The organism is Phocaeicola sp. HCN-6420 (assembly GCF_037890145.1).
In the GTDB taxonomy this organism is placed as follows: Bacteria; Bacteroidota; Bacteroidia; order Bacteroidales; family Bacteroidaceae; genus Phocaeicola.
In genome coordinates this window covers 1-19,793 of the sequence record NZ_JBBKBJ010000014.1, presented here as the reverse complement: position 1 = coordinate 19,793, position 19,793 = coordinate 1, and the positions used below count along the sequence as shown (strand labels likewise).

Genomic DNA, 19,793 nt, shown 5'->3' with positions numbered 1-19,793 from the left:
TTTTTAATTCTTTATTGGGACATTTTAACTTATTAATGAAGAATGTCCTTAAGGAGGAAAGGTTTATGTCTGGTTCTTCCTATTTTTACATATAGAAATTGATTTTAAACCTTGTTCCTATGCTTCGAAAAATACATGTTTGTTTGTTCGCCGGATTATTGTTCTCTCCGGTATTTTCTCAGCAGCGAGTTGTAGATTATGTGAATCCGATTATCGGAACTAACGGTATGGGACATACCTTCCCAGGCGCATGCGTTCCTTTTGGTTTGATACAGCTCAGTCCGGATACCGATACAATTCCACATAATGTAAATGGTATATATCAAAAAGATGCATATAAATATTGTGCAGGTTATCAATATTCAGATTCTACGATTGTCGGATTTAGTCATACTCATCTGAGTGGTACGGGGCATTCGGATTTGGGTGATATCTTGATAATGCCTACTGTAGGAAAGTTGAAATTGAATCCAGGACGTGCAGCTTTTCCCGATGAAGGCTATCGTTCGCGTTATAGTCATGCCACCGAACACGCTTCAGCAGGATATTATGAGGTGATGCTGGATGATTATAAGGTGAAAGCCCAATTGACGGCTACTGCCCGTGTTGGAATTCACAAATATACTTACTCTTCAGAAGATGGGCGTATTGTTCTCGATTTGAATCATGGCATTTATAATTATGATGGTAAAGTTCTTTGGAGTAATCTGAGAGTAGAGAATGATACGTTGCTCACCGGTTATCGGATTACAAATGGTTGGGCTCGGACTAATTATACATATTTTGCCATCTCTTTTTCACAGCCGATAAAGGATTATGGATATATAGATAAAAAGGAACCGGCTTATATCGGATTTTGGCGACGTTTTGATTTAAGTCATAACTTCCCGGAAATAAGTGGCCGCTCTGTTGTCTCTTATTTTAACTTTGATACATCTGCTGATAAAGAATTGGTTGTCAAGGTAGCCCTTTCTGCTGTTAGTACTGAGGGGGCGTTGAAGAATTTATATGCAGAGGCAGGAGGAAAGAGTTTTGAACAAATCGCCAATGAAGCAGCCGAAGTATGGAACAGAAAACTCGATTTGTTTGAAATAGAAGGAACCGAAGACGAGAAGGCAATGTTTTATACATCATTGTATCATACGATGATAAATCCATCGGTATATATGGATGTAGATAAATCTTATCGTGGGTTGGACCATAATATTCATAAGGCAGAAGGCTTTACGAATTATACGATTTTTTCTTTATGGGATACTTATCGTGCAGAACATCCATTCCTGAACCTGATAACTCCCGTAGAGAATGCGGATATGGTAAAATCAATGATTCGCCATCAGCAGCAGAGTGTTCATAAAATGTTGCCGGTATGGAGCTTGATGGGGAATGAAAACTGGTGCATGAGCGGATATCATGCCGTTCCTGTTTTGGCAGATGCCATTGCGAAGAATGTATTCACTGAAAAAGGAGAGGCTTTGCAAGCTATGGTAGAAACATCGAACGTAGATTATTATGACCATTTAGACGATTATAAAAGACTGGGATATATTCCTTTCGAAAAGAGCAGTACAGCAGTTTCATCTACTTTGGAATTTGCCTATGACGATTGGACGATTTACCAAACGGCTTTGAGTGCAGGGAATGAAGATATTGCCCGGCAATATTATACACGAGCCTTGAGTTATCGTAATGTATTCGACCGGAAATGTGGATTTGCTTGCCCACGTTACGCTGATGGAAATTTTAAAAGTGATTTTGATCCTTTGCAGACACATGGTGAAGGCTTTATAGAAGGAAATTCCTGGAATTTTTCTTTTCACGTGCCGCATGATGTGTATGGCGTTATAGACTTGATGGGAGGTGAAAAGGTGTTTTTAAGTCGTTTGGATAAGTTGTTCGAGATGCATCTTCCCAAAAAATATTATGAGAAGAATGAGGATATTACTGAAGAAGGTTTGATTGGCGGATATGTACATGGCAATGAACCAAGTCATCATATTCCCTATTTGTATGCCTGGACTTCACAACCTTGGAAAACGCAATACTGGACACGGGAGATAATTGATCGGATGTATCGTAACGATATTAACGGATTGGGAGGAAATGATGATTGCGGTCAGATGTCTGCGTGGTATATGTTTACGGTAATGGGCTTTTATCCTGTATGTCCAGGAACAGACCAATATGTATTAGGAGCTCCCTATTTCCCCTATCTCAAGTTACGTTTACCTAATGGAAATATTTTGGAGATTAAGGCAAAAGGAGTTAGTGATACCCGACGTTATGTACAGTCACTCAAGATTAATGGGAAAAAATATGAGAAATTGTATGTCACTCATGCAGATTTATTAAAAGGTGGGGTATGGGAGTTTACCATGGGAAGTTCACCGGAGAAAAAACGAGGACAAAAAATAGAAGATAAACCTTATTCATTAACGAACGGAATCAAATAAATATGAAATCACAATTATTGTTGGCTGGTATAATAATAGGAATGACCGGTATATCGGCTTGTATGGGACAGAAGAAAGATGTGACAGCGGAGGAAGCTATGAGCATTTGGAGAGATTATCCGGTTGGACATATAGCCTTCGATGACCAGGCTCCGAAAAGTGAAGGCTCAAAAGTATACCATCGTATTGTAACCAATCCACAGGATTATATAGCAACGCAGGCCCGCACAGTTTTGGCTACATTATACGATTCTCCAGCCGATAGTATTGTCCCTGTCGATACGATTCATTATTCTCTGCAAGATATAGATGGTGTTTCTGCTAAAGATGGAGGAAATGGAGTGGTAAGCATTTTTTATAGTACTCGTCATATTGAGAAATCATTTGCAGAAAATGATACGGCCAAATTGTTTTTCGAAACAAGGGGAGTTTTGTTACACGAACTGACTCACGCTTATCAGTTGGAGCCTCAGGGTATTGGAAATTACGGAACCAGCCGTGTCTTCTGGGCATTTATAGAAGGAATGGCCGATGCGGTTCGTGTGGCTAATGGAGGTTTTACTCCGGAAGATCGTCCGAAAGGTGGAAACTATATGGATGGTTACCGTACTGCGGGATTCTTCTTCGTATGGTTGAGAGATAATAAAGATAAGGAGTTTCTGCGCAAGTTTAACCGGAGTACGCTTGAAGTGATACCATGGTCTTTTAATGGAGCCATTAAATATGCTTTAGGAGAAAAATATGATATAGATGATTTGTGGCATGAGTATCAGGTTGCTGTTGGTGATATTCAGGAAAATGGAAATGTTTGATTATGAAGAAAATACTGAAAATAATACTTTTATGTACTTACCTGCCGGTACTTACGCTCTCTGCTGAAAATTTGACACGGTATGTAAATCCGATGATTGGTACCGATGGTTATGGAAATGTATATCCTGGAGCACAAATACCATTTGGAGGTATACAGATAAGTCCGGATACAGATGCTAAGTTTTATGATGCTGCTGCCGGATATAAATATAATCATACTTCCATATTAGGATTCAGCTTGACACATTTAAGTGGTACAGGTATCCCCGATTTGGGTGATTTCTTGTTTATTCCGGGTACGGGAGAAATGAAATTGGATCCGGGTACGCGTGAGAATCCGACAGAGGGTTATCGTTCTCGTTATTCTCATGAAAAAGAATGGGCTTCGCCTAATTATTATGCGGTGGAATTGTCAGACTATGGAGTAAAGGCAGAGATGACGGCCGGACTTCGGAGTGGTATGTTTCGTTTTACATATCCTAAATCGGATAAAGCATTTATTATGATTGACATGAATCATACCTTGTGGCAGAGCTGTGAGTGGTCGAATCTGCGTATGGAAAACGATTCCACTTTGACTGGATACAAGTTGGTAAAAGGGTGGGGGCCAGAACGTCATGTATATTTTACTGCTGTATTTTCAAAAAAGCTGAAGAATGTGCGTTTTATGCAAGACAAGAAGCCGGTTATCTATAATACTTCTCGTTTTAGAAGCAGCTATGAAGCTTGGGGAAAGAATCTGATGGCTTGTATTTCCTTTGTGGCAGACGAAGGGGAAGAAGTTATTGTAAAGACATCGGTTTCGGCAGTCAGTACGGCAGGAGCTACCTTGAATTTGCAGGAACTGAATGGCATGACGTTCGATAGCTTGAAGGAGAAAGGTGTATCTTTATGGGAAAAGGAACTTTCCAAATACCAGATAGAGGCGAAACCGGAAGTAAAGGAAGCCTTTTACACGGCAGCTTATCGTGCTGCGTTACATCCATTTATTTTTCAGGATGCAGATGGCTGTTTCAGAGGACTTGACAAGAATATTGAAAAGGCAGAGGGATTTACCAATTATACAGTGTTTTCTTTATGGGATACGTACCGGGCTTTACACCCTTGGTTTAATCTGGTTCATCAGGACATTAATGCCGATATCGCTAATTCCATGCTGGCACATTACAATAAGAGCGTAGAGAAGATGTTGCCTATATGGTCATTTTATGGTAATGAAACCTGGTGTATGATTGGCTATCATGCTGTGTCTGTCTTGGCCGATATGATTGTAAAAGGTGTAAAAGGCTTTGATTACGAACGTGCATATGAGGCTATGAGGAATACGGCAATGAATGAGCATTATGATTGTTTGCCTGAATACAGAGAAAAAGGTTATGTACCGTTCGATCATGAAGCCGAATCAGTCTCAAAAACACTGGAATATGCTTACGATGATTATTGTATAGCGCAGGCAGCCAGGGCGTTAGGAAAAACAGAGGACTATCAGTATTTTCTGAACCGTTCACTCTCTTATCAGACGTTGGTCGATCCGGAAACAAAATACATGCGTGGAAAAGACAGCAAAGGAGCATGGCGTACTCCATTCAGTCCTATTGCTTATCAGGGACCGGGATCGGTTAATGGTTGGGGAGATATTACAGAAGGTTTTACAATGCAATATACCTGGTATGTTCCTCATGATGTACAGGGATATATCAATCTGGCAGGGAAAAAACTTTTCCAGAGAAGACTGGATGAATTGTTTACTGTGGAATTGCCGGAAGATATTCCGGGGGCACACGACATACAGGGGCGTATTGGCGGTTACTGGCATGGAAACGAACCTTGCCATCATGTTGCTTACTTGTATAATTACTTGGGACAGCCCTGGAAATGTCAGCGGTGGGTACGTGAAATAGCCTCTCGTTTCTATGGCAATGAACCGGGCTCACTGAGTGGAAATGATGATTGCGGACAGATGTCGGCTTGGTATATGTTTAATTGTCTGGGACTTTATCCGGTTGCTCCTTCCAGCAATATTTATAACATCGGTTCTCCATGTGTTGAAGGTTTGAAGATTACATTAAGCAATGGCAAGCAGATAAAGATGACGACGGAAGGCTGGTCTGAAAAAGCCGTATACGTAAAAGAACTTTATGTAAACGGGCAGAGATATGATAAATCTTATTTGCCTTACGATATGGTACAAAATGGGGTCGACCTTCATTTTGTAATGGATGAGAAACCTTCTTACAAGCGGGGAGTTGCCAAAGGAGATATTCCTCCGTCTATATCCTTGCCGGGAAAAACGGTTGTATATCGTTCGGGAAAGTAAAAAACTGAATAATTCTAATAATGTTTAACTTTAAAAGCGAACCTATGAAAGATGTGAAATTTAGAGGAGAGCAATTCAGGTGTATGCGTTTGGTATATCCTATGGCTTTTCTATGCTTGCTCTCTTCACCCAGCTGGGCAGCCGAAAATCCGGCGTTATCGATTGGTGTTGAACAGTCGAAAGGGATTCAGGTAAAAGGAACTGTCCTTGATGAAGACAAGCTCCCTATTATTGGAGCGAATATTATGGTGAAAGGTACGAGCCTTGGTACAATTACCGATATGGACGGTAATTTTGTTCTGACTGTTCCCTATGAAGATGCTGTTTTAACTGTTTCTTTTATCGGATATACCACAAAAGACATCCCCTTGAAAGGGAAGCGCGAACTGAGTATTACATTGGTAGAAGATTCGAAGACCTTGCAGGAAGTTGTGGTAATCGGTTATGGCTCACAAAAGAAAACTACTTTGACAGGTTCTGTTGCTTCGGTAAACGTGAAGGAGCTTTCGCAAAGTCCGAGTGCAAATATTACCAACGCATTAGCCGGACGTTTGCCTGGTCTGACCGTAACCCAGTTTGGAGGAGGTGAGCCTGGTAAGGATGTTGCGAGCTTTGCAGTGCGTGGTTTGTCCTCATATAATTCAGGTGCTCAGGCGCCTATTGTAATTGTGGATGGAGTGGAAAGAAGCCTTTCCAACTTGGATCCAAATGAAATAGAAACATTCTCTATTTTGAAAGATGCTTCTGCCACAGCCGTATATGGTATCAGAGGTGCAAACGGTGTGGTAATTGTTACAACTAAGAGAGGTGTTTCTCAGTCTAAGCCTACAGTCGAATTTAAAGCACAGGTCGGAATGGCAGAGCCTGTATCATATCCGGACTATTTAGGCTCGGCAGATTATGCTCGTTTGTATAATCAGGCTTTGAAAAACGATAATCCGGGATGGGAAGACGATCTTGCCGTACAGTCTAAGCTGTTCTCTGATGAGATGATTGCAAACTGGGCTCGTGCCAAGGGGGATAACACAGACGGATTAGGTTATAATATCGATTTGTTCGATTATGCTTTTCGCCCTGCCATTCAGCAGAATTATACATTGTCATTGCGTGGAGGTAGCGAACGTGCACGTTATTTTGCAATGATTGGTTATTTTAATCAGGATGGAAACTACCGGTATTCTGATTTGAATGATGCATATAGTACAAATGGTGGCTTTAAACGCTATAATTTACGTACGAGTCTGGATATTGATATTACCAAGAATTTTTATGTCAGTGTAAATCTTGGTGGACAGATTACAGATATGAATGAATCGGGTGGTGGATCTGGAAATATTATTTTCACAGCCAATACTACTCCTCCAATTTATCCGGTTGTACTGGAAAGGAATGGACATCCAAGTAATGAAACCTACTATACCGATCATCCTAACGGACTTTTATTTGGTAATAGCCAGTTCACAAAGAATATTTTGGGTGAAATTGCCTATATGGGATATAAGACCACTCATAAAATCAATTTCCAGGGAAACTTTATCATAGGTCATAAACTGGACTTTATCACCAAAGGTTTGAAAGTAGAAGGTATGTTCTCTTATGATATTGAAGAAACACATGCTATCGACCGCTCTATCCCTCGAAAAGTAGCAAACAACGAGGAATATGGTGGATATGCGACTTTCTATCCTTCGGAAGGATTGGGTATTTATGCTACTCCAGACAGAGTCAGATACAGTGGCGCTTATACTCCGGCTATATCTAACTTTACTGTTGACAATACGAAGCAAAATAGTTATTCGGCAAGCATGGCTATTGCCCGCGTGTATATGCAGGCTAAACTGGATTATCAGCGTAGCTTTGGCGGACACAATGTAACGGGAATGTTTACCATGCATCGTTCGCAGCGTACCATTGGTAATGAGGTTGCCTATCGTTATCAGGGATTTGCTGCCAGAGCAACATACGATTATGAGAACAAATACTTGTTCGAGGCCAATGTCGGTATCAATGGTTCTGAAAACTTCAGTAAGGCACATCGTTATGGTGTATTCCCTTCATTCTCTTTAGGATGGGTACCTACTGAAGAAAGTTTTATGGATGGAACAAAAGGCTGGCTGGATCACTTGAAGTTAAGAGGCTCTGTCGGTTGGGTTGGAAATGACCAGGGTATCGGACGTTTCTTGTATGTACAGTATTACAACTCAACGAATGCCAGTTCTTGGAATACCGGTACAAATTATAACCAGTCAATGGGAGGTGGTTTGCAGGAAGGCGACCTGGCTAATCCCGATTTGACTTGGGAACGTGGCATCAAGTACAATGCAGGTATTGATATGAATATGTTTAATAACCGCCTGAATTTGTCAATCGATGCTTTTTATGAAAAGCGCTGGGATATTATCACAAATACAGGAGGTAGTGATGTCGTAGGTATTCCTGATGTATTTGGAAAGACATCTTCTTATGTCAATGCCGGTAAGGTTATCAACCGAGGTTTTGATTTGGAAGTTGGATGGAATGATCGTATAGGACGCCACTTTAACTATTATATCCGTTTTAATGCCGGATTTGCCCGCAATAAGATTCTGGATATGATGGAAATTGACCGTGCTGTACCTTGGATGCAGCGTACAGGACATCGTGTAGGTGAATATTTTGTATACGAGGTTGACCATTTCGTAAAAGACCAGGCTGAGGCTGACAGACTGAATGCCATGAACGACGGTGCGGGTTTCCAGCCTTGGGGTAAGTTGTCGCCGGGTGATGTTGTTTACAAAGATTTGAATAATGATGGGAAAGTAGACGATCAGCATGATATGAAAGCTATGGGTAATCCGAAGACTCCGGAACTTCAGTTTGGTATTCCATTGGGATTATCATATAAAGGCTGGGATTTGAGTATGCTTTTCCAGGGTGCAGCCCTCACTTCATTGCAGTTGAGTGGTCCGGCAGTATGGGATTTCCCTGTAATGGGTGCTCAAGGAAACAATATGGGTAAAGTAAAGAGCATGCATCTGGATTCATGGACACCCGAAAATCCGGACGCATCATATCCGGCTCTTCACTTGGGTAATCATCCTAACAATAAGAATGCTTCCAGCAGTTTGTTCTTGTACGATGCTTCTTACCTTCGTTTGAAGAATATTGAAATAGGATATTCTTTGCCGCAGAAGCTGATACAGAGAGCTCATTTACAGCAGGTACGTTTCTATGTACAAGGTATGAACCTGTTGACATTCGATAAACTTGGAGATGTGAATATGGACCCTGAAACAGGTAATGGAAATGGTTCATGGTATCCTATTCAGCGAATCTATAATTTTGGAGTAAATGTTACATTCTAATTTGAAGAAAGATGAAATTTATTAATTCTATACTTGCTTGTATTACAATAGGAGGTTTGTGTTTACTTACTCCTTCGTGTAGTGATTATCTGGAAAGAGAAGATGATGGAAAGCTTCAGGAGGCGGAAGTCTTTTCCAGATATACCAAGGTAAACGAACTGGTTACACAGTTATATTCGGATATGTATCTGAACAGTTTGGGACTGAATACAATCTATAGCCATAATATTGGAGCTATTTGTGATGAACTTGAAGCTAACAAGGCGGATGCCGATGCTCCTTATAAAATTCTGAATGGTGAATTAAGTGCCGATCCTACATCAATAGGTAGTATTTATGGTGGTTCGGGCTTTGGCTGGTGGTGGACCTTTTACCAGTCTATCCGAAAGGCGAATAAAATCATTTGGGGAGTAGAAGAATATGATACCCCCGATCATCCTTCGTCTCCGGGGTTGTTGAGCAAGCGTATTGGAGAAACGTATTTTTTCAGAGCGTACTATCATTATCTGATTCTTCGCTGGCATGGAGAAATGGTCTATAGTGACCGGTTGTATTCTCTGAATGAGGATCCTGCTACCTATGCAGTACGTGAATCGGTCCATACAAGCGTTGAAAAGATATGCAATGATTTGGATGAGGCTGCCAGCCGGTTACCGGTAAGACAGGAAGGAGAAGAATTTAACCGTATAGACAAAGGTGCTTGTCTGGCATTGAAGGCTATTGTACGCTGGATTGCAGCGCAACCTTTGTATAACGGAGGTTTGAGAGATGCAGAAGGTAATCCTACAGGTGTTTCTCCTTTGGGTGATAACGATACACGTGTCGGTGCTCAGGAATATAAAGAATACAAGCCTGAACGTTGGCAGAATGCATTGAAAGCGGCCGAGGAGTTTATGGAAATAGTAGATATGGGTAGATACTCGCTTTATAAACAGTATGGTGAAAACGACTTTGTATCGAATTCGGGTGATAAAGTCTACAAGCGTCTGGAGGAAATGTTTAGAGATAATACATTCTACAACAACGAAGCTATTCTGACCTTACTGAACAGCAAGGATACCCGCTGGATTCAGGATAATATTCCGGAGTCGTATGGAAGTGGCCAGACAAGAAATCAGCCTACTCAGGAGCAGGTAGACCAGTATGAAGTTATTGATGGCGATTATGGACGCGATATCTATACAGCCTCCAATTACGATGACAAGAATCCTTATGTAAATCGTGATCCACGTTTCTACAGAGATATTGTATACATGGGTGCTGTTTTGATGGGTAAAGAATATAACATAGCCGAAGGTAGTAGTGATGCTGTTGTAAACAGTACGATACGTGATACACGTAGTACGCGTACAGGTTATGCTTTACGTAAATTTATACAGAACGATTGGTCAATAAATGCCAGCATATCCAGCATGCATTTCCCGTTAATCCGCTTGCCGGAACTGATGTTGATTTATGCAGAAGCGTTGAATGAAACAGATGGTGATGTAAATATCATGAAATCTATGCTTAATCAGATTCGCGAGCGCTCCTTTATGAAGCCAGTACCACCTGAGTTTGATACAGACAAGAAAGTACGTCGTGAGTATATTGACCGTGAACGTCGTGTAGAACTGTTCTTTGAGAATAACCGATATTTTACCTTACGCTATAAAGGAGTGATGACTAATCCTATAGAGGAAAGTAAAGAAAGCCAGTATCTGGCAATGCCGGAAGATACCCGTGCTCAGCAGTGGTTTGACGAAAAGAAGAGTCAGTATCCTCAGACACAGCACTACATACATGGCATGCAGCCGGTTCTGGATGAAAATGGAGCAATCAAGGTAGGTGGAAAATCTTATCATATGGAGCGTTTTGAAGGAAAGCAACTGGCTCCGCGACGAGTGACTTATCGTGATTATTTCTTCCCGATCAATTCGAATGAGATTGCAAAGACTCCTTCTCTGAAACAGAATCCGGGATGGTAAAACTATAACCGAAAAACTAATAGATTATGAAATTACTGAAGAATTTTATATTTATCGCTTTGATGGGTACAATGATGGGTGCATGCGATTGGTATAGCGATCCGCTGGAACTGGTGTACCCGGGTACAGACTTAAGTGGTAATAAAGAAGATAATAAAGAATCGGAACTGATAAAAGATGTAGAACAGGTTCTTACTACCAGTTCGGATGAAGTTTGGAAAATAACGAAAGAAGATATAGCCGTTTACCTGTTCTTTAATGTTGAAGAAGGTAAGTATCAAATGAAATCGACGGTAAATCCGAGATTGGTTTCCTATGAATACAAGATGGCGGTGAATGAGGATGAACAGGTTGAGATTTCATTTGTAGGATCGGATTTGAAGTCGGTTTTGGGAGATGAAACTTTCGTTATCTCCAGTGCAAAGGTCAGTAGCATTACCTGTAAAGGAAAAGAGTCGAATTCAGAATATATGTGGAAGCGTGCACCTCGGAAAGAGATGGATGCAATAATGACTGAAGAAGAAAAAATCGATTATCTGCTGGCTTCTGTAGAAGAAGGCGGAGGATGGAAAATTTCTTTGTCGGGAAATACATGTTACTTTATTTTTGATACGGAACAAAAAACTGTTATAACAAAATCAGAACGTGCTCCTCAGAATGTATCCGGAACTTATTCGTTGAGCCAGAACAGTGAAGGGCAGGTTGAACTGACTTTAGTTCAGTCGCACTTTGAAGAGCTTGCTCAGGAGAATGTACTGGTTATCATGAGTACAGATGAAAATACGATTACTTGCAAAGGTAAATCGAATGGCGTTTCATATACCATGACCAAAGCTTCTAAGGCAGAACTGGATAACATCAAATCTCCGGAAGTACGTTTGATTGAAAAAATGTTTGAACTCGGATGGGGATCGGGTGTAATACGTTCTGCTTCCAATGGCGATTTTGTTGCTTATTATTATGTTACGAAGAATGACCATACAGTTCATTTCTTAAGCTATGCCAATCAGAAAGTCAGTCGGGTTAATGCAGTCTTGACTGTTACGGAAGAAGGTGTACTGAGTTTCCAGTCGCCGGTAGGTGTCGGAAATGAATCCTTGCAGGCTATCAAGGTAGGCGATGAAGCAGTAGAATTGACTGGATTGAGTGCATCCAATAAGCTGACAGCAAATGTATCTTATGGAAAAGATAAGACAAGTTTATATAAGATGGCAGACTGGATTAAACTGCCGGGTGGTAGTCAGCCGCAGTTTAAGAATGTACGATGTGTCATGAGCAGTAATTTGCAGGATGAATACAATAAGATACCGGGCTTTGATAATGTTCCTATCTTTGAGTGGAACGGTGACTGGTCTTCTATTGTAATTTACGTGGATAATTATTACTTCATGCTTTATCAGGGAGGCAATATGACTCCGGTCGAGGGAACGGATATTATCCGGTTCAATAAAGATGCAGGATTGGCTGCCGGTTATGGATCAGACATTAATGTAGTTAAGTCTTATTGTCCTAATATTTACACATTCCTGTTCGATGAGGATCATATAATAGTAAGAAGTAACGATACTCCGGAAGCTGGTTTGTATGTATTCAGTATTGTCAGCGATACCTTTATTTATTGGCCGCAACCGGTATTTCAATAATAATTAGTAACCCAAAAAGAAAAAGATATGCGTAAACTATTAATATGTTTGATGGCTTTGGGCTTGTTTGCCACAAGCTCGTGTGTAAATGACGGAGGACAAGTTTTTGGAGAACTTCCCGAAGGAGTAGTTCCTGTCAGTGGTGAGGCACTGGAAGCCAGAGGGGCTACCTATAATAAAGATTTGAATGAATTGAAGATTTCGTGGCGGACTACTCCCGACCCTAAACTTTATAAAGGAGTTGAAGTCTCTTTTCAGGCATTGGGCGGTCAGTCTAAAACCGTAAAAATCATGGCTAATCCTAATTTTGCGAGTTCTTATGATTATTTTACGGTTGTAACCAAGAATCCTGCTACTGTTCAGTACCGTTGTATATGGAATAAGGATGGAGGTGAGGAAGTCAGTGAGTGGGCTTCGGCCGACGACCTGAAGTTAACCAATGTAACATCTTCAGATGTCTTCTTTGATATTGTTCCTCCTACTTTCAAGCTGGTGACAGAAGACAATGTAAGCAGTCAGGTAAGTGAAGCCTATGATAAAATTGTAGGGAAAACAGATGAAGAGAAAAAATCCTACTATACACAGATTTTGCAGTTGGTTTTATCTTCTATCTATAGTTCGACAGTTGATGCCGGACAGCAGCCAGTATCGTGGATTAAATGTATTTTAGGAAAAATGGATTATCCTGGAGCTGTAGCCTACGTATCGGGAGATAGTGAAGGTCCGTTGATGCGATTAAGTTCTGAGTATGTAGGGCAGGTAAGCGATGGCTCTGTTTCGATAGATGATGCGACTTTTGAGATTCGAGGGGTCTTGATACACGAGTTCTCTCATCTGGTTCAGAAAACCGGAGGGGTAGGCAGTAATCAGCCTTCGTGTATAGAAGGAATGGCTGATGCCATACGAAGCGCTTGTTGTGGAGTTACGGACGCCAGTCGTATCAGTACAGCGTTGAATTCTGGCGCATATTATGATGAAAACCGAAAATCTGGTGAAACCCCTTGTCCTTATGTATGGCAGTTGCCTTATGGTACTTCTGGCTATTTTATGAACTGGCTCAGAACATACGATGGTGATTTTCTTCGCAAGTTGACGATTACGATTGAAAAGATGGGTAGCCAGTGGTCTTTGGAGAAAGCTGTTCAGTATATTCTGGGTGAAGATTATAAGATAGAAGATTTATGGAATGAATATATTGAAGATGCGAAAAGTGAGAATGTAGGATAATATAACTATTGTAGTAAATAAAAGAGTCATTCCTGCGTGTGGCAGGAATGACTCTTTGCGTATAATTAACTGTTTATTTTGCCGTTTTTGCCCTTCACGCCCTTCACGGGGACAATTTTTTGCCCGATTTTCGGCGATTTCTCCGTTACTATGCGGCGCAGGGTTCTGTATTCCCTGAATCAGGTGAAGGCTGTGAAGGGCAAAAACGGGTAATTTTTTCAATATATTGGCCGTTTCTCTGCAGGAAAGAAGAGAAACGGCCTTATCTTTTTATTCTTTTTGTACAAAAAATTTTATTTTTTGTACAAAAAACGATTCAAATTTGCCCGTGAATTTCCGAAACGGAAGCGGGTTTGCTTCGAAACAGCCTATTCTTTTTCTCCGTAGCACAGGTCACCGGCATCGCCCAGCCCCGGTACGATATACGAATGTGCATTCAGTTCCGGATCGACGGCAGCACACCATACCGTAGTCTTGTCTTGTGGAAATACTTTCTGCACATGCTCTACTGCCTGTCGGCTGGCAATGACCGATGCAATATGTATGTGTGCAGGTTCACCCTTGGTGAGCAATGCTTTATAGGCGAGCTCCATCGAACCGCCGGTAGCCAGCATCGGGTCTACCAGAATCAGCGTTTTTCCGTCCAGACGTGGAGAAGCGATGTATTCTATATGGATATCAAAATTGTCGGCGTCTATGTATTTGCGATAAGCCGAAACAAAAGCATTCTCAGCGCGGTCGAAATAATTAATGAATCCCCGGTGTAGCGGCAGTCCGGCACGCAGGATAGTAGCGATGACTGGCTGTATGGCAGGCACGTTTTCGGTTGCCATGGCTAAAGGTGTCTGTATCTCCAGCGGTTGGTAAGAAAGGTCACGGCTGATTTCGTATGCCATGATTTCTCCGATACGTTCGATGTTGCGGCGGAAACGCAGGCTGTCACCTTGTATATTTACATCGCGAATCTCTGCCAGATACTGGTTTAGAATACTATTATTCCGGTTCAGTTCTACAATTTTCATAGATTGGTTCTTTTTTTTGATTATTACATGTTTATGCCGCAAATATACGGATAATTCGTGAAATATATCAGATATGAACACGTTGTGTCTTATGAAGATAGAGTCACAGCTTCTGTTGTTATAACCTGTTCGGGAAAAGATTTATCTTCATCTTTCTAACATAAAAGGCCTTAAGCAGCCTGAGTAAGGCCTTTTATGTTTTGAGTAATGATAAATATCCTTTAATATGAGATAATTACCAAAGTAAGGGTTACGGGGGAGTCAGGCTGCTGTTTGCCGCATGAACTAATGTTTCGTGTGTGCATTACTTTGGGGAATTTCGTAAATATACCTGTTGTTTCAGGTGGTAATATTCATAGTTGCAATGTCGAAATGACAGATTTGTTACACAAGTATAAATCTTTAGTTTATTACGGATTTTTTTCTGTAATAACTTCTTTAGTTTAAAAATAAACTACTACTTTTGTATCGCCAAAGACGAGGGGGTCTGAACTCACTGGTCTATTGGACGGTAAAACGGAAAACTAAACATTTGATATAATAACCAAATTAATCATTTGAACAATGGCAAATTTAGATCTTACTAAGTACGGTATCACTGGAACCGTAGAAATCGTACACAATCCTTCTTACGACGTATTGTTCGCTGAAGAAACAAAAGCTGGTCTGGAAGGTTATGAAAAAGGTCAGGTAACTGAACTGGGTGCAGTAAACGTAATGACTGGTATCTACACTGGTCGTTCTCCTAAAGATAAATTCTTGGTAAAAGACGCTACAAGTGAAAACACTGTATGGTGGACTTCTGAAGAATACAAAAACGATAACAAACCTGTTACTACAGAAACTTGGAACGCTTTGAAAGCTTTGGCTGCAAAAGAACTGTCAAACAAGAAACTGTATGTAGTTGATGGTTATTGCGGTGCTAACGAAGCTACTCGTCTGAAAGTTCGTTTCATCATGGAAGTTGCATGGCAGGCTCACTTCGTAACTAACATGTTCATCCGTCCTTCTAAAGAAGAATTGGAATCATTCGAACCTGACTTCGTTGTTTACAACGCTTCTAAAGCTAAAGTTGAAAACTACAAGGAACTGGGTCTGAACTCAGAAACTGCAGTTGTATTCAACTTGACTACTAAGGAACAGGTTATCCTGAACACTTGGTACGGTGGTGAAATGAAGAAAGGTATGTTCTCTATGATGAACTACTTCAACCCGTTGCGTGGTATCGCTTCTATGCACTGTTCTGCTAACACAGACAAGGAAGGCAAGAGCTCAGCTATCTTCTTCGGTCTGTCTGGTACAGGTAAGACAACTTTGTCTACTGACCCGAAACGTCTGTTGATCGGTGATGACGAACACGGATGGGATAACGAAGGTGTATTCAACTACGAAGGTGGTTGCTACGCTAAGGTTATCAACTTGGATAAGGAATCTGAACCGGATATCTACAACGCTATCAAACGTGACGCTTTGTTGGAAAACGTTACTGTAGATGCTAACGGTAAGATTAATTTCGCTGATAAGAGCGTAACTGAAAACACTCGTGTTTCTTATCCTATCTACCACATCAATAACATCGTTAAACCGGTTTCTAAAGGTCCTCACGCAAAACAAGTTATCTTCTTGTCTGCTGATGCATTCGGTGTATTGCCTCCAGTATCTATCTTGAACGAAGAACAGGCTCAGTACTACTTCTTGTCAGGATTTACTGCTAAGTTGGCTGGTACAGAACGTGGTATCACTGAACCGACTCCGACATTCTCAGCTTGCTTCGGTGCTGCTTTCTTGTCATTGCACCCAACTAAATATGCAGAAGAACTGGTTAAGAAGATGAAGATGACTGGTGCTAAGGCTTACTTGGTTAACACTGGTTGGAACGGAACTGGCAAACGTATTTCTATCCGTGATACTCGTGGTATCATCGACGCTATCCTGGATGGTTCTATCGAAAAAGCTCCTACTAAGACTATTCCTTACTTCGACTTCGTTGTTCCGACTGAATTGCCGGGTGTTGATCCGAAGATCTTGGATCCGCGTGACACTTACGATTGCGCTTGCAAGTGGGAAGAAAAAGCTAAAGACTTGGCTGCTCGCTTCATCAAGAACTTCGCTAAGTTCACAGGTAACGAAGCTGGTAAAGCTTTGGTTGCTGCTGGTCCGAAATTGTAATCAGAACTTAACATTACAAGATAATCAGCGTAAGAGGGTACTCGAAAGAGTATCCTCTTATTTTTTTGTTTTTAGCCTGATGATTGTTGCTGATTTTCTTGAGGAAAAAATATTGTAATAGCAGGAAAAGAATTATTTTTATGCGGACTTTAAACGGATGTCTTCAGTAATTTTAGAACTGTTCGTTGGAAAGTTTATAGACGAAACGTTATTGATTGAATAAAAGAATAATGCTTATGAAAAACTTGAAACAAGCAGCTTTGGCTGTATTATTGTTGCCTTTGATGGCTTGTGGCGGCGGAGCACAGCAGCAACAGGCTCCGGCAGAAGCTCCGGCACAGGATAGTGTAAAGAATCAGGTAGTGGAAACAATTATGACACGCCGCAGTATCCGCCAGTATAAGCCGCAGGCGGTAGAACGGGAAAAGATGCAGACCATTGTGGAATGCGGTATCAATGCTCCTAACTCTATGAACCGTCAGGCGTGGGAAGTGCGCGTGGTAGATAATGCTGATTATATCAATGGAGTAACAGAACTGTATAAGAAAGCCAACCCGAAGGCTGCCGAGGACCCGACTTTCAAGAATATGTTCCGCAATGCGCCTACGGTGGTGTTTATCGGTCGTGATACTCAGTCGGAAAGTTCTCCTTTCGATTGCGGACTGCTGGCCGAGAATATGATGATTTCTGCTTGGTCTATGGGTATTGGCAGTTGCTGTCTGGGCACTCCGGCACGCTTTATGAGAAGTCCTGAGGCCGCCGAATACTTGCAGAAACTGGGATTCAGCGAAGGATATGAACTGTTATATTGTATCGGCTTTGGCTATCCGGATGAAACTCCTGCTGCAAAGCCGCGTGACGCAGCAAAAGTAAAGTTTGTAGAATAATATCTGGTATTTAAAAAATAAGGACTCATCGTCAGAACGAATTGTTATCAAACGGTCTGACGATGAGTCCTTTATTACTGTATATAAAGATTGTTTCTTCTATAGCTCGTTATCTTGCGCCCAAGTCATCGTAAGAACTTTGCAGGATGGCTTTGCCCCGTAAGATACGATTCTCGTTAGGAGAGGGAGTTTCCTGTACCGGCCGGTCTGCGTTGAGGTCCATGAGTGTAACTCCGGTACTGTCGGCAAAGGCAAAACCTCCTCCAAATGTCCAGTAAGCAAACGGATAAGTATATTCGCTGCCCAATATATTCCGGCTGAAATTGAATTCGCTGTGATCGATATCCAGTTGGGCAAGCAGAGTAGCTGCCAGGTCACTCTGATTCATGAGCTGTTCGATGACCATAGGTTGCTTGACAGCTCCTCCCAGCCAGAGCATCGGTATGTGATGGATACGTGCGTCATGTCCGTTGCCCTCGGCAGGATAGTAGAATCCATGATCAGGCAGACATATAATAAGCAGATTATTCCATATTGGCGTTTTGCGGATACGTTCTACGAACTCACCCAGGCAATGGTCTGTAAATGCAAAAGCATTGGGCTGCTTTTCTTTCAGTTGATGATAGGGGACTTCGAAAGGTTCATGGCTGCTCAGAGTCAGAAAGGCGGTATGCCAGGGGGAGTCTTTCCGGTCCTTCAGCATCTGGTAGAGGTGATCGAAGGTAATATCATCGTTCACTCCCCACGCATTCTGGTGCTGGCTCATGGGAAAATCGGTATCGGCAGTAAGTTTTTGATAACCACTTTCCAGCAGATAACTTTTCATATTGGTGAAATTAATGTCACCTCCATACAGGAAGTCGGTACGATAGCCTTCTTTTACCAGTTTTCCGGCGATAGAAGGCAAAGTACGGCTCTTGGCTGGTATCTTCATTACCGAAAGGTCTGGAAAGCTCTGGTAGCCGCTAAAGGTACAGATTGTACCTCTGTCGGTACGAAAGCTGTTGGCATAGCAGTTGGTAAACCAGATACCTTCTTTGGACAGACGGTCGATGTTCGGGCTGGCACCTTTTACACCTCCCAGCGATTCTACCATGGTAGCCCCGAACCCTTCCATCAGGATAATCAGAATATCCGGCCGTTTGGTGTTGAGCAGTTCTACGGTATTTTTTCCTTCGGTGGGATATAAGTCATCGAATAATTCTTTCCGATGCGTTTCATCGAAGAAATTGAACTGCTCGGCGTAGTTCTTAGTCTTTCCGGCTGAGGCTATCAGACTGAAAGCCGGATTGACAGCAGAATGATTCAGAAACTCGTCGTTGCAGAAATATACTTGTCCGATATTTGATGTCGACTCACTTACTCCACCTCGGATGATGACAAACAGTACTCCTCCCAGCAGTAAGGTAGCGATACTTCCTGCTATTCTTCGCTGTGCGGGTGGCAGGTGTCGGGGGGTAACCTTGTATAATATCCATGTGAGAAAGCCCGAAAGCAACAGGATAATAAGTACTCTCAGCAAGATGAATCCGGTAGAAACGCTTGCCATGGCGTTTTTGGGGGAGTCCAGATATAAGAAAATGGAAGCATCGAGCTTGAAGTTCCAGAATGGGTAAAGGCACATGTCACCAACAAAGATAAGTGATACCAGCAGACAGATTACGGCGTAGTATCCGGTAAGTATGCTCCGCAACGGAAATTTCTTAAACCAGATGCTGATGAGTACCGCGAGCCATGGAAGAGCTGTAAGGTAACCTGTGGTTGCGGCATCAAGACTCATTCCATGTAGCATGACCTGCAGGTAGCCGATAAACGGAACTGCTCTTCCGGGTGCATCGTTGTAAAGCATGAAGCATGGCTTTTGCAGCATGAAGAACAGTAACATGATAACGAAAAACAGTGCCAGATAGGCGATTCTTTTTTTCATATATTTCTGAGTAAGTTTAATGAA

At 41.7% G+C, this 19,793-nt stretch carries 11 protein-coding genes; 9 read left to right on the top strand and 2 right to left on the bottom strand.

Annotation, left to right across the window (positions count from 1 at the left end; genetic code table 11):
• Positions 1–119: 119 nt before the first annotated feature.
• Genes WKT12_RS09680 through WKT12_RS09650 form a run of 7 tightly spaced genes read left to right on the top strand, consistent with a single transcriptional unit; the run spans position 120 to position 13,764 of the window.
• Entirely contained in the window at positions 120–2,453 is a 2,334-nt protein-coding gene (locus tag WKT12_RS09680; protein WP_021970035.1) for a GH92 family glycosyl hydrolase, read from the top strand.
• A 2-nt stretch (positions 2,454–2,455) separates the two neighbouring features.
• Entirely contained in the window at positions 2,456–3,265 is an 810-nt protein-coding gene (locus WKT12_RS09675; protein ID WP_340319563.1) for a basic secretory protein-like protein, read from the top strand.
• 2 nt (positions 3,266–3,267) lie between these two features.
• Entirely contained in the window at positions 3,268–5,583 is a 2,316-nt protein-coding gene (locus tag WKT12_RS09670) for a GH92 family glycosyl hydrolase (protein ID WP_340319562.1), read from the top strand.
• Between the two features lie 44 nt (positions 5,584–5,627).
• A complete protein-coding gene (locus WKT12_RS09665) occupies positions 5,628–8,927 on the top strand; it encodes a SusC/RagA family TonB-linked outer membrane protein (RefSeq protein ID WP_340319561.1) in 3,300 nt (1,099 codons plus the stop codon).
• Between the two features lie 11 nt (positions 8,928–8,938).
• Entirely contained in the window at positions 8,939–10,894 is a 1,956-nt protein-coding gene (locus WKT12_RS09660; protein WP_021970031.1) for a RagB/SusD family nutrient uptake outer membrane protein, read from the top strand.
• A gap of 26 nt (positions 10,895–10,920) precedes the next feature.
• Complete coding sequence (locus WKT12_RS09655; protein WP_340319560.1) at positions 10,921–12,537, top strand: hypothetical protein; 1,617 nt, start codon at positions 10,921–10,923, stop codon at positions 12,535–12,537.
• Between the two features lie 27 nt (positions 12,538–12,564).
• Complete coding sequence (locus tag WKT12_RS09650; RefSeq protein ID WP_021970029.1) at positions 12,565–13,764, top strand: basic secretory protein-like protein; 1,200 nt, start codon at positions 12,565–12,567, stop codon at positions 13,762–13,764.
• Positions 13,765–14,132: 368 nt separating this feature from the next.
• Here WKT12_RS09650 and upp read toward each other — a convergent pair whose 3' ends face one another.
• On the bottom strand, positions 14,133–14,786 hold the full coding sequence (upp, locus tag WKT12_RS09645; protein WP_021970024.1) for a uracil phosphoribosyltransferase: 654 nt from the start codon (positions 14,784–14,786) through the stop codon (positions 14,133–14,135).
• Between the two features lie 564 nt (positions 14,787–15,350).
• On the opposite strand from upp, the gene pckA reads away from it, so the two are divergent.
• Positions 15,351–16,955, top strand: coding sequence for a phosphoenolpyruvate carboxykinase (ATP) (pckA, locus tag WKT12_RS09640; RefSeq protein WP_340319559.1), 1,605 nt, complete (start codon positions 15,351–15,353; stop codon positions 16,953–16,955).
• Positions 16,956–17,191: 236 nt separating this feature from the next.
• Positions 17,192–17,842 (top strand): nitroreductase family protein, encoded by a 651-nt coding sequence (locus tag WKT12_RS09635; RefSeq protein ID WP_021970692.1) that lies wholly within the window; start codon positions 17,192–17,194, stop codon positions 17,840–17,842.
• Between the two features lie 109 nt (positions 17,843–17,951).
• Here the strand turns inward: WKT12_RS09635 and WKT12_RS09630 are convergent, their stop codons facing one another.
• On the bottom strand, positions 17,952–19,769 hold the full coding sequence (locus WKT12_RS09630; protein ID WP_340319595.1) for an LTA synthase family protein: 1,818 nt from the start codon (positions 19,767–19,769) through the stop codon (positions 17,952–17,954).
• Positions 19,770–19,793 lie beyond the last annotated feature (24 nt).